This is a genomic window from Pseudomonas sp. GW821-FHT04D07 (assembly GCF_059420225.1).
In genome coordinates, this window is record NZ_JBWKTH010000021.1 from 81,833 (window position 1) to 96,113 (window position 14,281).

Genomic DNA, 14,281 nt, shown 5'->3' on the forward strand with positions numbered 1-14,281 from the left:
AAAGAAAGCCCCGCCTCGTAGGAGGTGGGGCTTTCTTTTGCCTGGAAAGTGAGGGCGGTTGGCGTTGGAAAACAATAATTCGGGAAGTGGCAGTAAATACCTGTTTTTTATGAAAACTTGTGTGGAGGATTTACCTGGGCGGTTAATTATTTAAACTGTTTCCTGAGCGGTGAAGATTAATATCGGAATGATCGAGGTTCTTTAAGGTTTTCCGAATATGCTTGTTTCTACCGTTGACGAAACAGATATCAGCGTTCCCCTGGAGGCGGAGGATTATTATGCAACCGTGGAACGTGGGTTGCCTGACTGGTTGAAAAAAGCGTCCGCCGAACATCGACGCTCCTACGTCGATAACATGCGCCTGCACCAGGCCGATAAAACCCGCCTGGCGGTTTACCTGCGGGGCTTGCAGAGCCCGGAAGTGTTCGCCGCGCCGCGCTTGCAAGAGGCCCTGGACAATGCGTTCGGGCCGGGCCTGGATATTCAGCGCGACAAACTCAGACATATTCATATATTGGCGGCGAAAACACTCTCCACGGCCTATCAGGAAAGCGTGACAGAGCAGACGTTATTGCAGGCGGCGCTGCAAAACTTCGAAAAAAATGAAACCACTTATTTTGGCTTCGATCGGGGCTCGCAGGTCATCCGCGAAAGCCACGCAGTTCTGAAAAAGCCACTGACCCTGCAGGCGTTCGCCTTGTTATGTCGAGGCCTGGATTTGGGCGGGCAATATAAAAAACATATTGAGTCGTTCCTCTTGCGCAAGAATGCCTTCGGTCAACCAGGCGACGAATTTCAGCGATTGTTCGTGGCCAGCGAGACTTCCGAATTGGCGGTACAGGCCGATATTGCGCTGATGAAAGGGCATATCGACGAATCGGTCTATCGCATGCTCAAAGGCCTGGTCAGCGGCGATCCGCGGCCTGTCTGGGGCTCGGACCCGGTGGAATGTCATGACCTCAAGATCCTCAATGTGCCTGTTCCGCAAAGTGGCTATCGAGGTGCGCTGCTCAAGGGCGTGTTACTGACTTGCGCGGCGTCCCGACAAGCGCCCAAGGCGCGCCCCTGTGTGGTGTATCTGTCCGGTGATGCGGAGCAGGCAGTCAAGCAGTACCCGAACCTGACGGCCTTCGAGGATGAGCTGCGAGGCCGGCTGCGTAGCCTGGATTATCAGCGCAGCTTCCGACGGTATATCCACTTGCGCACCCAGCCGATCTTTTTCACGGTTCTCAACGAGCGGCTCAACCCCTTGCACCCGGGAATGCGTCAACGGGTAGCGGATGAGCGCGCCGACTTGCAACTGCGGACCGCACTGATGTTTGCCGATCCCTTCACCGAGCTCTATACCCAGCATCTGGTCAAGATGCTTGACGACGCCCGGGTGTTGGCGGTATCGACCGATGAGGAGGACAAGAAGACCCGTCGCGCCCGTTGGCAAGCCTTCCTGAATTGGGGCGTCAACCTGCTGTTTTTTGTGCCGGGCTTGGGTGAGGCGATGCTGGCGGTCGCCGGCGCGCAGTTGCTTGTGCAGCTCTATGAGGGCATCGAAGAGTGGGAGCATGGCGATAAAAAACAGGCAGTGCTGAGCTTTCTCGGCGTGGTGCTGACCCTGGAGCTGGGGGCGTTCATGCAAGGGGTGGCGCGCGACAGTGACGCCGCCGCGTTTATCAACAGCCTCAAACGGGTCAAGGTGCCTGGCGGTGACATCCGTTTATGGCAAGCGAACCTCAAGCCCTATCGACAGACCCCGACGCTGCCCGAAGGGCTCAAGGCCGACGAGTACGGACTCCACCGGCACAACGCCAGCGCTTACCTGCCGTTCGAGGGTGGCTACTACAAGCTCAGGCCCGGCCAGCTTGCCAGTGAATACCATGCCGAGCACCCGGCCCGCAGCACCTATGAACCGCTGTTCAGGCACAACGGTTCAGGCGCTTGGGTACATGAGTTGGAAGACCCGCTATGGTGGGATGAATGCACCTTGTTCGAGCGTCTGGGCGCCGACTTCAAGCGCATGAGCTGGGAGCAGGTCGGGCGGATCATGACCGTCAGTGGCGTCGAGGCCGATGCCTTGCGTCCGGTTTACCTGGAGCAGATGAAGACGCCGGCGTTGCTCGGCGATACGGTGGCACGCTTCCGGGTCAATGCCGATATCCAGCGCTTTATCGAGACCGGCAGCACCAACGGTGACCTGGTTGATTGGCGTATCCAGGAACAGTTGCTGGAGACCGTATGGCCGTCTTCGAAGGTGCTGCGGTTCCTGGATGCCGATGGGCGTGTGTTGAAGGCGTACGGTCCCGCGGATAAAACCCAACTGCCGGTATTGTCGATCCGCGATAGCCAGATACGTGACGGCCAGCTGTTGGAGGTGGTGCAGCAGGGGCTCGATCTGGCGGAGATCGAGGCGATGCTCGGACGGCGTGCCGATCAGCCGTCGTTGAGCGCCGAGCAACAACGGGCGGCATTGAACAAGCGCCTGGTGGACGAGGCGCAAAATCAGCGCAGTGCGTTATTCGAGAACTATTACGAGTTTCGTACCCGTTCGACAAACCCTTTCGCCGCGGTGTTCAAACGTTCGTTTCCGGGCCTGCCAACGGCGGTTATCGAAGAATTGGTGAGTGCGGCCGAGGCTTATGAAATCGGCTTGCTGGAAGCCGGCAAGTTGCCGTTGCGGCTGGCGGAAGAAAGCCACTGGTATTTGCAACAGGTGCGTATCGCCCGGGCGTATGAGGGGATGTTCCTCGAGTCATCGGTCAGTCTGGATGCCGATCGGCTGTTCCTGCATTCCCTGGACAACCTGCCGGGTTGGTCGAAAGCCTTGCGTATCGAGCTCTATGAACCGTCTGCCTTGGCGCCGGGTGGCCTGAGGTTGATTGACAGCCTGGGCGCGCCGACCTCGATTGAAAACCGCCTGGCGCTGATCCGCACCTCGAACGAGTACGTGATCGAGGGCGCGCTCGGCCGGCCGGCGCAGCCCCCGGGCAGTCTTCAAGCCACGTTGCTGAGGGCCCTGCCGGACGACGCGTTGAAGTCCGTGGGGTTCTCGCGAACCACTCGACCGGAGCAGCTTAAGCGAGCGGTGGTGCAACGTCTGACGCTGTCCCGCGAGCGGATTCGCCGGCTGTTGAAGATGCCGGCGATCCAGCCCGGATTCCGCTCGCCGATGCGCTTGAGCGATGGCCGCATCGGTTACCCGCTCGGAGGGCAGCGGCAGAGCACCCTGGCAGGGCTGCCGGGCCATATCCAGCGGCTGGTGGACAAGCTCTATCCCGGCCAGGACCCGGAGGCGGTGCGGCGATTTCTGGTGTTGGAAGGGCCGGATGACCAGGCGTTCCTGGCGGCCCTGAAGCTGCGGCGCACCGAGTACCAGAAGCTGAAGCTGGCGCTGGAGTACTGGCGGGTGGGGCCCGAGTACGAAAGTGAGCACAGTGGCGTCGGCGGCTGGCACGTCAATACCCTCGCGAAAAGAGCCGTGGTGGAACGGATCAAACAGTGCTGGCGCCGGGAGTCGCAGCCGATGCTCGATTCCACGGGGCAGGTGCTGGGGTATGAGTTGGATCTCTCCGGGGCCAATCTGCTGAAGTTGCCCGAACTGGATGAAAGTTTCGAGCATGTGGCCTCCTTGAAACTGGCCATGGTGGGGCTGCGCGATCGTAATGACCTGAATGAGTTTCTCAAGCGTTTTCCCAAGGTGCGCCGGTTGCAGATCACCGGTGGCCGGCTCACCCAGCTGCCGACGAGTCTTGGGCTGATGGGCGAACTGAGCAACTTGCAGCTCAATGGCAATCGCATCGCCTGGACCCAGGCGCTGGGCGCGCAACTGCGCAGCATGAGGGGCCTGAGGCGCTTGAATCTGAATGGCAACCCCCTGAGCACCTTCGATGCCCGAGGCATGCCTGGACTGCGAGCGCTGCAGGTGCAACGCAGCGAACTTATCGCCTGGCCGGCCGGGGCGCTGGAGTTGCTGGACCTGACATTGCTGGATGTGCAAGGCAATCGCCTGACCTCCCTGCCAGGGGACTTTTATGCCCTGAGCAGCCAGCGGATGCGGACGGTCCTGCTCTACGGCAATCCGCTGGATGATGTGACACGGCAAAACATCGCCATGTTCCGTGATCGACCTTCGGTACGCTTTATGTTGCCGGGAGAAATCGGACTCACGGTGGGCGTGCCGAGCCTGGTTCCGGTGGTGGAGAGTTGGTTGGACAGCAGCTTTTCGGTCGAGGAACAGGAGCGTCGACGGACGCTGTGGAACCTGATCGCCCATGAGCCCGGACATGAAACGTTCCTGGCCGCCATCGCGGCGTTGCGTCAGTCGGCTGATTACCGTATCGAATTCCGTGCGCAGTTGACCCGCCGGGTCTGGCGGATGATCGAGGCGGCGACCCGGGACACCACGCTGCGTCGGGCGCTGTTTGCCTGGACGACCGACCTGGAAACCTGTGCCGATGGCTTCACCGAGGTTTTCAGTCGCTTGGGGGCCGAGGTCTTGCTCTACGAAGCACGCGGCCTGACCGGGGAGGCCCGGGAAAGTGCCTATCTGCAACTGGCCGAGGGCCGTGCGCGGCTGGGGCGCTTGAACGACATCGCGAAAGTCGAGACCACAAACCAGGAGATCCTCAGGTCGACCCGGGTAGAGCAGGCCAGGACAGAGGCAATGCACCTGGCCAGGGCGCGTCAGGCCAGTCCGGCCGAGGTCGAGGAGGCGGGGAACCTGGCGGCGCTGGCGGCTGATGGGCGCTGGCCCGACGTCGACGAGGTGGAGATTTTCCTCGCCTATCGGGTCGATCTCGCCCAGCGCCTGGGGTTGTCCTGGCAGCCGTTGTCGATGCTGTATCGCGGCGCCAGCAACGTCTCGCAGGACATGACCTGGCAGGCAGGCACCCGGGTGCTGGCCGCCGAGAGCACGCTGGACAAGCGGGTCGCGCTGCTGCTTGAGCAGCCTCTATGGATGGACTACCTGGAAGCGTTGCCCGAGGTGGTGAGCTACGCCCGCGCCGCACAGGCGCGCTTGAATGCACTAGAGGACCTGCGGGCGGCGTTGGAGGACCTGGCGCGGCAGCCGCAAGCTTCGTCCCAGGAACGAGCGGGATGGACAGGTACGGTACTGAGCACGGCGGCCACCCTGGGGATCGCCCAGGCCGACATTCCCCTTGGCAAGGAAATGAGCGAGACCTTGTACACCGGTGCGCTCGAAGTGATTGCTCAGCAACGAAAAAGTGGCTTGGAGCAACTGACCCGGGAGGCATTGGCGCGGGCGCAGGGGGTCGAGAGTGTCGACCTGTAGAAGCGTCGACCCTTGCACGCTGTGCCCGGCGCACCCGTCAAGGGCGAACGCCGGGCCTGGCTGCGAGTCGCTTAGATGCCGATATTGCCCAGGGTCTGGACGATATTGCGCAAGGTGACGGCGATGGCGGGGTGTTCGAGTTCGAAACGCTCCACGGCGAGGTTGACGCCGTCCGCCAGGCTGTTGTCCTGGGTCGAGGTTTCCAGTTTGATTTGCGCTTCGATCTGTTGCATCAACACTTGCAGATGTTCACGTTCTTCCGGTGACAGGGGCGGACTCTGCTCCAGTTGCTCGCGCAGGGTATTGAGTTGTTCTTGCAGTTCGCGGGCAGGCATTGTGGTACTTCCTCTTTGGATAGTCTTTGGCATAGACCGCCATGTGGCGCTAAAAGTCTGTGCCTGACTGTCAGAGTAATCCACTCCCGCGCGGCCTGCATGACCTCGATCAAGATCGCCGCGTCAGGGCTTCTCACCCTTGAGCCGGCGCAGGGCGATGTCATCCAGGCAGGTCGCCAGTTCACCCAGATGATCGATCACCGAGTGCACACCGAGGCCGAACAGTTCCACGGTGGCCTTGCCGCGTTTGCGCTCCCGCTCCTTTTGCGGCAGTGCCTGCCACTCCACTGGCGACAGGCCGCACAAGGGACCGCAGGAGGCCAGGCCGATGGTCCACAACCCGGCATTCAGGCCCGATTGCAACAGGCGCGGTTCGCCGCTGACCAGCACGCAGCCGTCCAGTTGCTGCACGCCGAGGGTCATCAGCGCATGCCAGCAGGCGTTGGGCGCCGGCCATTGGACGCCATTGGCGGGGGAGTGGGAGGCTTTGACCCAGCGTGGCAGGGTCGCGGCGAGCGGTTGACTGACCGCGAGGGGCAATTCATCCAGCCAAGCACAAGGCACGCCACGTTGCTGTAATCCCTGCAGTATTTCCAGCGCACCCGGTGTCGCGTGGTTGTGCTCGTCCGGGTCCAGATGAGGGCGGGCGCGGGCACCGAAATCCACCAGACAACCGCTCAGACCGAAGAGCAGGGCGGTGGGCGCGGGCAGCGGTACGGCAGCGGGTAATGGCATGGCAACGTCCCTGAAATGACTCCGCAGGTTAAGACACTCCCATGACAGTTGGATGACGGCGGCCGGTCTTGGGTAATCTGCAAATCTTTGTAGGACTTGTTCCGGCCAGACTGCCTAATCGAAGTTATCCGCTTTATACTGGCCGCTTTTCGAGGGCGCGGTTGCCCAGCCCGTCTTATCCAAGGAGTTCTTTTTATGCGCTGGATCGATCGTCTAGCTCAATTGTCCCTGTGTGCCAGCGTTGCGCTGGTGCCATTTGCCGCACAGGCGGCAGATGAAGATCCATGGGAGAGCGTCAACCGCCCCATCTTCAAGTTCAACGATGTGCTGGACACCTACGCGCTGAAACCTTTGGCCCAGGGCTATCAGGCGGTGACGCCGCAGTTCCTGATCGACGGCATCCACAACATGTTCCGCAACATCGGCGATGTGCAGAATCTGGCCAACGACGTGTTGCAGCTCAAGCCTCAAGCGGCCGGCGTCGATACTTCACGGATCTTCTTCAACACCATTTTCGGGGTCGCCGGTTTCTTCGATGTCGGCACCAAGATGGGGCTGCAGCGTAACGACGAAGACTTCGGCCAGACCCTGGGACACTGGGGCGTGGGCAGCGGTCCGTACGTGGTCATCCCGTTCTTCGGCCCGAGCACCCTGCGTGACGCGCCGTCCAAGTACATCGACACCTATACCCAGCCTTGGCGTTACATGAACGACATTCCAGCGCGCAACATGTCGCTCGGCGCGCAGGTGATCGACACCCGCACCAGCCTGCTGTCGAGCGAGAAGCTGATCACCGGCGACAAGTACATCTTCATCCGCAACGCCTATCTGCAGAACCGCGAGTTCAAGGTCAAGGACGGCAAGGTTGTAGACGATTTCTGATCGTCACCGGGCCAATGAAAAAGGCGACCTCAAGGGGGCGCCTTTTTTTGTGCCTGGCAGGTCTCAACTCATCTTCAGGATATGCAGCCCCAGTCGCTGACCAGCTTCGTCGTCGTGGACCCAAACCACCTCGGTCTCAGCCTCCAGGCCCTTGAGGGACGGGTGATCGGACTCGATGCGCACCAGCAGCTGGTCACCGGCCTTGAAGGCCCTTGGCGCGGCGATCTGCATGCCGCTGCTCGACAGGTCCAGGCAGGTGGCGGAAATCTCCAGTCCGGCGTGGATCAGCGTGACGTCGGCCTCGACGCGCATCCGGATGTAATCACGCTTTTCACTGTAGTCCTGATCGGTTCGGCTCATGGGGGCAGTCCTTCAATTCCGTTGTGGTTTGCACTGTTCTTATAACTCCCGGTGATTTGAGGTGTAAAGACGTCAAGCGACCATCGGCATGAGCTTGAAACGCCCGGCGGATGGGAGTACCGTCTGCGCCTTAGAAGGGCACCTCTGATACCGATGCACCGGACGTGATCGTCCGACTTGTTCGCGACAGAGAGGCTAGAAAGCGAATCCAGTAGTACGAGTCGGGCACGTTGCCTTGCTGTCTACGCCAACCTAATTCTGGCGCCGTTTGCCCACATGCAAAAAACCAGTGCCACGCTGCTGATAATTGATGACGACGAAGTAGTGCGTGCAAGCCTTGCGGCCTACTTGGAAGACAGCGGATTCAGCGTCCTGCAGGCCGGTAATGGCTTACAGGGTCTTGAGGTATTCGAGCAGTCCAAGCCCGACCTGGTGATCTGCGACCTGCGGATGCCCCAGATGGGCGGTCTCGAGCTGATTCGTCAGGTGACCGACCTTTCACCGCAGACACCCGTCATCGTGGTGTCCGGCGCGGGCGTCATGAACGACGCTGTCGAGGCGTTGCGCCTGGGTGCTGCCGACTACCTGATCAAGCCTCTTGAGGATCTCGCCGTCCTGGAGCACTCCGTGCGCCGGGCGTTGGATCGTGCGCACCTGCTGCTGGAGAACCAGCGCTACCGCGAGAAGCTGGAAACCGCCAACCGCGAGCTCGAAGCCAGCCTGCACCTGCTCCAGGAAGACCAGAACGCCGGTCGCCAGGTGCAGATGAACATGCTGCCGACCAGCCCGTGGAGCATCGACGACTTCCAGTTCGCGCACCAGATCATTCCGTCGTTGTACCTGTCAGGCGATTTTGTCGACTACTTCCGGGTTGATGAGCGCCGCGTGGCGTTCTACCTGGCGGACGTGTCCGGTCATGGTGCGTCGTCGGCGTTTGTCACCGTGCTGCTGAAATTCATGACCACGCGGCTGCTGTTCGAATCCAAGCGCAACGGTACCTTGCCGGAGTTCACCCCGTCGCAAGTGCTGGGTCATATCAACCGCGGCCTGATCAACTGCAAGCTGGGCAAGCATGTGACCATGGTTGGCGGCGTTATCGATGAAGAAACCGGGTTGCTGACCTACAGCATTGGTGGGCATTTGCCGTTGCCGGTGCTCTACACCCCGGACAGCGTGCGTTACCTGGAAGGTCGTGGTTTACCGGTGGGCTTGTTCAACGAAGCTACCTATGAAGATCACATTCTGGAGCTGCCGCCGGCGTTCAGCTTGACGCTGATGTCAGATGGCATCTTGGACCTTTTGAAGCAAGATACACTCAAAGAGAAAGAGGCTGCTTTGCCTGAACTGGTAAAAACAGCCGGGGGCAGCCTGGATGGCTTGCGCCAGGTCTTTGGATTGGCCACGCTAGGGGAGATGCCGGATGATATCGCCCTGTTAGTGTTGAGCAGGAACATTTGATGAGTACCGGTAGAATCCAGTTCGCCGAGCAGGATGGCACCTTCGTTCTGAAGTTCGTCGGTGAAGTTCGCCTGACCCTCTGTTCAGCGTTGGATGCAACAATTGAAAGGATTTTCACGGCGCTGAACTTCTCGGCGATTGTGATTGACCTGACGGAAACCCGCAGCATCGACAGCACCACGCTGGGTTTGCTGGCCAAGCTGTCGATTTTGTCGCGGCAGAAGGTGGGCTTGTTGCCGACCGTGGTCACCACCCACGACGATATCACCCGGTTGTTGCAGTCCATGGGGTTTGACCAGGTCTTCAACATCGTCAATCACCCGATTCCGTGCACGGACTGCCTGACTGACCTGCCATCGCAGGATCAGTCGGAAGAGGTGGTGCGGGTCAAGGTACTGGAAGCGCACAAGATCCTGATGGGCCTGAACGATTCGAACCGCGAAGCCTTTCACGACTTGGTGAATGCGCTGGAGCGCACCTGACCGTCTAACGCCGAGAGCGTACAAAAAAGGGCGACATCTAAGCAGATGTCGCCCTTTTTGCGCTGTTCTCGAACGCCCCGCCGCCCCTGTAGGAGCCAGCTTGCTGGCGATGAACGATAACGCGGTCCTTGTGGGAGCGGAGCTTGCTGGCGAAGAACGATAACGCGGTCCTTGTGGGAGCGGAGCTTGCTGGCGATGAACGATAACGCGGTCCTTGTGGGAGCGGAGCTTGCCCGCGAAGAACGATAACGCGGTCTCTCGCCGAGCGCATTACCGCCCCTCCAACAACTCCCCAGCCTGATCCAGCAACGCCAGTGGATCCTTGGCCTTGTGAATATCCACCGACAGCAACTGCCGAAACCGCCGCGCCCCCGGAAACCCGGTACCCAGCCCCAGCACATGCCGGGTGATATGGTGCATCGCGCCACCATCAGCAATATGCGCCGCCACATAAGGCCGCAACTGCACCAACGCTTCCGCCCGTGAAATCACCGGCGCTTCACTGCCAAACAACTGCTGATCCACCTCGGCCAGCAGATACGGGTTGTGATACGCCTCGCGGCCCAGCATCACCCCGTCAAACGTCTGCAAATGCTCGTGACACTGCTCCAGGGTCTTGATCCCGCCGTTAAGGATGATCTCCAGCGCTGGAAAGTCCCGCTTCAACTGAGCGGCCACGTCATAACGCAGCGGCGGAATATCCCGATTCTCCTTTGGCGACAGACCTTCCAGAATCGCGATCCGCGCATGCACGGTGAAACTGCGGCAACCGGCTTCCTGCACTTTGCCGACGAAATCGCAGAGTTCGGCGTAGCTGTCACGGCCGTTGATACCGATGCGGTGTTTGACCGTAACTGGAATCGACACGGCATCGCGCATGGCTTTCACACAATCGGCCACCAGCTCGGGATGCCCCATCAGGCAGGCGCCGATCATATTGTTCTGCACTCGATCACTGGGGCAGCCGACGTTAAGGTTCACTTCGTCATAACCGGCATCCTGGGCCATACGGGCGCAGGCGGCGAGGTCAGCCGGCACGCTGCCGCCCAGTTGCAGGGCCAGTGGGTGCTCGGCTTCGTTGTGACGCAGGAAACGCTCGTGGTCGCCGTGAAGGATGGCGCCAGTGGTGACCATTTCGGTGTAGAGCAGGGTGTGCTTGGAGAGCAGGCGTAGGAAGAACCTGCAATGTCTGTCAGTCCAATCCATCATCGGGGCCACGGAAAAGCGGCGAGGTGGCTCGGAGCGGGAAGGTGTCGCGTCGTTCAAAGGCATGGAAGGTCTGTCGCTGTGGGCGCAGCCGGCGCGGATGGGGCAGGGCGCGGGCTTGAGTGGCGTGAGGCTGAATGGGGCAGTTTATCAGGAAATGGGGTTGATCGCCGGGGCTGGCAAGGGCAGTTGGCTTTTGAAATGTTTCGCTTCAAATGCTGGCTTGAGCGCTTCGAGTGCTTCGCTTTTACGATACGCCTAGGCCGGTAAACTCAGTTTCCCGCATCGCGACATCTGGCGCTATGATTGTGCCAAATGTCGTAGGGAGGTCATCGCTATGTCCGCAGCGAAGCAAGCTGACAAGCCAACCGTCAAATCCACGGGAAACGCAGCGGTGGTAACGAACGTCACTAGAAAGCCTACTGAGGTGCTATTACATGGCCGCAAAGGTGATGAGCGCATGCTGATCATCCGGTACACGCAGGAGGGCTTTGACCTGAGTGACGTCAGGGACATGCTTTCAACGTCCACTCTGTACATGGAGCACGGCCTGGTTCAGCGCATTACAGGGAAGTCTGTCAGGACCGTCCAGCGTTTGGCGAAAGAGACCAAGCCAGTACGCCTGAACCAGCAACAAAGTACGGTTGCGTTTCAGTATGCCCAGACTTTGGAGCACGCCACCAACGTGTTTGGCAGTCAGCAGTTGGCTGAGGATTGGCTGAAGAAACCCTGCAAGTACCTGGACGGTAATGTCCCACTGGAACTGATCGAGAACTCGCTTGGCTTCCAGGTGGTGGAAGATTACCTGAGCAGGATTGAACACGGTGTCTACCAATGAATCCTTTGCCCTGGGACGGGCGGTGGCACGCTTGGCGCCTCGACCGCGAGATCTACAAGGACACGTGGGACAGTGGCATTGGTGCGCAACGATCCGGTGGCCGATGGAACCCACCCGGCCGCCGGGTGATTTACGCGTCGTCCGACCCGTCCACGGCCATTCTGGAAGTTGCGGCCCACTTGGGGTTCGATGCACTGGATATGGTGCCCCATGTGCTGACGTGCTTTGAGGTGCTGGATTCGTCGCTTATCAAGGTTGTGCAGCCAGAAGATGTGCCGAACCCAAATTGGCTTGTCCCTTCATTACCCTCGCCCAATCAGCGACAGTTTGCTGATGAGTTGTTGGCGCAGTATCCCTTTGTGCTGATCCCTTCGGCGGTGACTCGGCACTCCTGGAATTTGCTGGTGAGCTGCGATTTGGCGGCTGAGCAGTTCAGACTTGTGTCGCAGGAGCGGTTTGGGCTGGATACTCGGTTGCTTAAGTAAGCGGCGCTTGGTCAGTAGGGACTCAAGTCCGTGTTTATTTACGAAAAAGGACAAGGTGTTTGCCTATGGAGGACGAAATCACAATCGAGCATGGGGGTATTCAATACTCTAATTTTTATGCTGTGATCGGGGGAATACGCTGACGGTGTTTTTGCCTAGTAGCGAGTCACGGACAACAGAACTGCGTGACCTGGATCCAGAAGAAGCCGCGCGAGTACACCTGCGTGACTATGTCGGTAGTGTCAATTGTCACTTTGCTAGCGCGTAGGATGTTTCTGATAGTTGGCTGAGAGTCGTCTAAAATAGCAGTATCGCTCTTCTTTTAGTGTTTATCTGCCTTTATATCTAACGCCATTTTTTATACATCAAGGATGTGAAACATGGCGCACGGATTCATCAATGGAAAAACCACTCATTACCCCAGTCTAAAAAGCCAACTGCTGATACAGCGCGGTTCACCTGCGCTCACCAAGTTCGACACGATCAATAGTCACCTGCGCCGCTCGATGGTAACCCCAGGGCAACTGGTGATCGTGCCCGACGACAGCACGGCGTCCTGTACTTTCGAAGAAGCCTGGCTGATGACCCGGGCCCGGGAAATCGATCTGGCTCTAAGTCTCGAACCCAGGGCGGGTGTCGAGATCCTGAACAACTATGATTTGTTGCAGGGTTTACTGGGTTACAGCTCGATTGGCATCGGCAGCACCACGGCGGCCTGGGGACGACACTTGAGTGGGATTGAGGACACCTTGAAGGAAATCGAAAAACTGCATCAGCAGCATTTGAAAGGTGGTACTTCAGCCAGGGCTGAGTTTATCGCCAAGCGGCAGGTACTGTTCCAGAAGCTGGACACCCAACTCCTGGGTGTCGGCCATTACGGCACTAGCCTGCGGCACAACAATTCGATCAAGAAGATGCTCGGCATTTCCACTCGACGCTACCTGCATCGCCAGGAAATCGATGGGTATGCGCAACGGATCAACAAGATTGCCAGTACTTCTCGTTTCCTGAGCAAAGGTGGCTATGTAGGCATGGCGCTGGATGTGGGGGCGGCGGGGTTGGCGATTCAGGAGGCGTGTTCGACGGGACGGGAGGAGCAGTGCAGGAAGGCGCGTTATGTGGAAGGAGCTAAAGCGGCGGGCGGGATTACGGGGTCTTACTACGGAGGAAAATTTGGAGCGCGTGCGGGGCTGCTGGTTTGCGGCCTTGGATTGGGCATCGTATCAGGGGGATGGGGAGCGTTGAGTTGCCGAATCATTGGTGGAGCCGCAGGTGGCTATATCGGCGGGCTGATCGGGGGCGGAGCGGGAGAGTTTACAGGGGATGTGATTTATGAGAGGGCACATTGATGATGGCGTTAGAGATCTCGGGTGCTTTTCTAGTTCTGTTCCTGATTTTCTTTGGTCTCGGCCTTTCGGGCTATGTTGCTAAAACCAAGCTGGATCTGGTTGAGGCTTACCTCAAGGATAATGTGGCGATGATTGCAGAACGCCAATATTGGAAAGGCAACTCCTATAACGACCGAATGGCGAGAACGTTTGCCATCGGTGGGCTTTTCGTGTTTTCAAAGCGTTGCATACGACGTGGATGGCTCACCGAGCAAGAGCTGGAATCCATTCCAATAGCCCTCAGGCGCTGGTTCGTCGTCCCTTTTTGCTTAGGGATGATGTTCTTATCGATTGCTATTGTTTATTGGGGATGGCGGCAGTTTCAATAAACACCTTCTTATGGGGGGGATCCGATTGTAGTCATTTTTTGACATCGAACGATGGAATCTCGACTTTGAACTCCATGAAGAACACCACGCCGGTCGCACCGGTCCACGTCTTCCCGGTCGGCGTCATCGTGCAATCCGTCTGGTAGTAGGTGGTTCCATCGGGGAACTCGATCGTTGCCTTGCTCGACACCGGCACATCGAGCTTTGGTGCAGGAGCTCCCTTGCTGAGGGTCGTGTAGTGCGAGATGTGGACGCCGTTCTCCAACTGCATTGTCTGCTGGAACTACAAGGCCGGGTTGGCAGCGTTTCCGAAGTTGCCATACTCGTGGTCCATCCACGTAAGCCCCCCAACAGCAAACTCATCGTCGCCGACGGTCAGTGTCTCCTCCGTGAGTACCTGCTGGTGCTGGCGAAAGAAATCTACTGTCAGCGAAGGCCGGGGGAACCCGGTATGGCTGCTCGCCGCGCCGCCATCCTTCGCTTCCCCAAAATGGGACGC

Annotated in this window: 13 protein-coding genes; 8 read left to right on the plus strand and 5 right to left on the minus strand. The window is 59.0% G+C overall.

Features of this window, described 5'->3' with window-relative positions; all coding sequences use genetic code 11:
• Window positions 1-217: 217 nt before the first annotated feature.
• Window positions 218-5,284, plus strand: coding sequence for a dermonecrotic toxin domain-containing protein (locus AC07T0_RS22225; RefSeq protein ID WP_495003206.1), 5,067 nt, complete (start codon window positions 218-220; stop codon window positions 5,282-5,284).
• A gap of 71 nt (window positions 5,285-5,355) precedes the next feature.
• Here the strand turns inward: AC07T0_RS22225 and AC07T0_RS22230 are convergent, their stop codons facing one another.
• A complete protein-coding gene (locus tag AC07T0_RS22230; protein WP_495003207.1) occupies window positions 5,356-5,619 on the minus strand; it encodes a DUF4404 family protein in 264 nt (87 codons plus the stop codon).
• 123 nt (window positions 5,620-5,742) lie between these two features.
• Window positions 5,743-6,354, minus strand: coding sequence for an HAD superfamily inactivated hydrolase PcrP (pcrP, locus tag AC07T0_RS22235; protein WP_495003208.1), 612 nt, complete (start codon window positions 6,352-6,354; stop codon window positions 5,743-5,745).
• 195 nt (window positions 6,355-6,549) lie between these two features.
• Between pcrP and AC07T0_RS22240 the strand changes: the two genes are divergently transcribed.
• Window positions 6,550-7,236 (plus strand): MlaA family lipoprotein, encoded by a 687-nt coding sequence (locus AC07T0_RS22240; RefSeq protein ID WP_495003209.1) that lies wholly within the window; start codon window positions 6,550-6,552, stop codon window positions 7,234-7,236.
• Between the two features lie 63 nt (window positions 7,237-7,299).
• Here the strand turns inward: AC07T0_RS22240 and AC07T0_RS22245 are convergent, their stop codons facing one another.
• A complete protein-coding gene (locus tag AC07T0_RS22245) occupies window positions 7,300-7,596 on the minus strand; it encodes a PilZ domain-containing protein (RefSeq protein ID WP_495003210.1) in 297 nt (98 codons plus the stop codon).
• A 276-nt stretch (window positions 7,597-7,872) separates the two neighbouring features.
• On the opposite strand from AC07T0_RS22245, the gene rssB reads away from it, so the two are divergent.
• Together rssB and rssC are read left to right on the plus strand one after the other, a co-directional pair.
• Window positions 7,873-9,054 (plus strand): two-component system response regulator RssB, encoded by a 1,182-nt coding sequence (rssB, locus tag AC07T0_RS22250; protein WP_495003211.1) that lies wholly within the window; start codon window positions 7,873-7,875, stop codon window positions 9,052-9,054.
• Window positions 9,054-9,536: an anti-sigma factor antagonist RssC gene (rssC, locus tag AC07T0_RS22255; RefSeq protein ID WP_248805119.1), complete on the plus strand. Its 483-nt coding sequence runs from the start codon at window positions 9,054-9,056 to the stop codon at window positions 9,534-9,536. Before rssB ends, rssC begins: the two co-directional genes overlap by 1 nt.
• Window positions 9,537-9,806: 270 nt before the next feature.
• Here rssC and dusA read toward each other — a convergent pair whose 3' ends face one another.
• On the minus strand, window positions 9,807-10,808 hold the full coding sequence (dusA, locus tag AC07T0_RS22260) for a tRNA dihydrouridine(20/20a) synthase DusA (protein WP_495003212.1): 1,002 nt from the start codon (window positions 10,806-10,808) through the stop codon (window positions 9,807-9,809).
• A 271-nt stretch (window positions 10,809-11,079) separates the two neighbouring features.
• Here dusA and AC07T0_RS22265 point away from each other — a divergent pair, with 271 nt between their 5' ends.
• The 4 genes from AC07T0_RS22265 (at window position 11,080) to AC07T0_RS22280 (ending at window position 13,782) form a co-directional block, all read left to right on the plus strand.
• Entirely contained in the window at window positions 11,080-11,580 is a 501-nt protein-coding gene (locus tag AC07T0_RS22265) for an Xre family toxin-antitoxin system antitoxin (RefSeq protein ID WP_495003213.1), read from the plus strand.
• Window positions 11,577-12,065, plus strand: a complete 489-nt coding sequence (locus AC07T0_RS22270) for an RES family NAD+ phosphorylase (RefSeq protein WP_495003214.1) — start codon at window positions 11,577-11,579, stop codon at window positions 12,063-12,065. Before AC07T0_RS22265 ends, AC07T0_RS22270 begins: the two co-directional genes overlap by 4 nt.
• Window positions 12,066-12,445: 380 nt before the next feature.
• Window positions 12,446-13,414 (plus strand): hypothetical protein, encoded by a 969-nt coding sequence (locus tag AC07T0_RS22275; protein ID WP_495003215.1) that lies wholly within the window; start codon window positions 12,446-12,448, stop codon window positions 13,412-13,414.
• Window positions 13,414-13,782: a hypothetical protein gene (locus AC07T0_RS22280; protein WP_495003216.1), complete on the plus strand. Its 369-nt coding sequence runs from the start codon at window positions 13,414-13,416 to the stop codon at window positions 13,780-13,782. The genes AC07T0_RS22275 and AC07T0_RS22280 overlap by 1 nt, the downstream gene beginning before the upstream one ends.
• 31 nt (window positions 13,783-13,813) lie before the next feature.
• Here AC07T0_RS22280 and AC07T0_RS22285 read toward each other — a convergent pair whose 3' ends face one another.
• Window positions 13,814-14,053: a hypothetical protein gene (locus AC07T0_RS22285; RefSeq protein WP_495003217.1), complete on the minus strand. Its 240-nt coding sequence runs from the start codon at window positions 14,051-14,053 to the stop codon at window positions 13,814-13,816.
• Between the last annotated feature and the right edge of the window lie 228 nt (window positions 14,054-14,281).

Bases quoted from the DNA above. Each gene is read 5' to 3' on its own strand.
- pcrP (WP_495003208.1), bottom strand. From the start codon at position 6,354: ATGCCATTACCCGCTGCCGTACCGCTGCCCGCGCCCACCGCCCTGCTC.
- AC07T0_RS22230 (WP_495003207.1), bottom strand. From the start codon at position 5,619: ATGCCTGCCCGCGAACTGCAAGAACAACTCAATACCCTGCGCGAGCAA.
- rssC (WP_248805119.1), top strand. From the start codon at position 9,054: ATGAGTACCGGTAGAATCCAGTTCGCCGAGCAGGATGGCACCTTCGTT.
- AC07T0_RS22225 (WP_495003206.1), top strand. From the start codon at position 218: ATGCTTGTTTCTACCGTTGACGAAACAGATATCAGCGTTCCCCTGGAG.
- AC07T0_RS22265 (WP_495003213.1), top strand. From the start codon at position 11,080: ATGTCCGCAGCGAAGCAAGCTGACAAGCCAACCGTCAAATCCACGGGA.
- AC07T0_RS22280 (WP_495003216.1), top strand. From the start codon at position 13,414: ATGATGGCGTTAGAGATCTCGGGTGCTTTTCTAGTTCTGTTCCTGATT.
- AC07T0_RS22275 (WP_495003215.1), top strand. From the start codon at position 12,446: ATGGCGCACGGATTCATCAATGGAAAAACCACTCATTACCCCAGTCTA.
- rssB (WP_495003211.1), top strand. From the start codon at position 7,873: ATGCAAAAAACCAGTGCCACGCTGCTGATAATTGATGACGACGAAGTA.
- AC07T0_RS22285 (WP_495003217.1), bottom strand. From the start codon at position 14,053: ATGCAGTTGGAGAACGGCGTCCACATCTCGCACTACACGACCCTCAGC.
- AC07T0_RS22270 (WP_495003214.1), top strand. From the start codon at position 11,577: ATGAATCCTTTGCCCTGGGACGGGCGGTGGCACGCTTGGCGCCTCGAC.
- dusA (WP_495003212.1), bottom strand. From the start codon at position 10,808: ATGCCTTTGAACGACGCGACACCTTCCCGCTCCGAGCCACCTCGCCGC.
- AC07T0_RS22240 (WP_495003209.1), top strand. From the start codon at position 6,550: ATGCGCTGGATCGATCGTCTAGCTCAATTGTCCCTGTGTGCCAGCGTT.
- AC07T0_RS22245 (WP_495003210.1), bottom strand. From the start codon at position 7,596: ATGAGCCGAACCGATCAGGACTACAGTGAAAAGCGTGATTACATCCGG.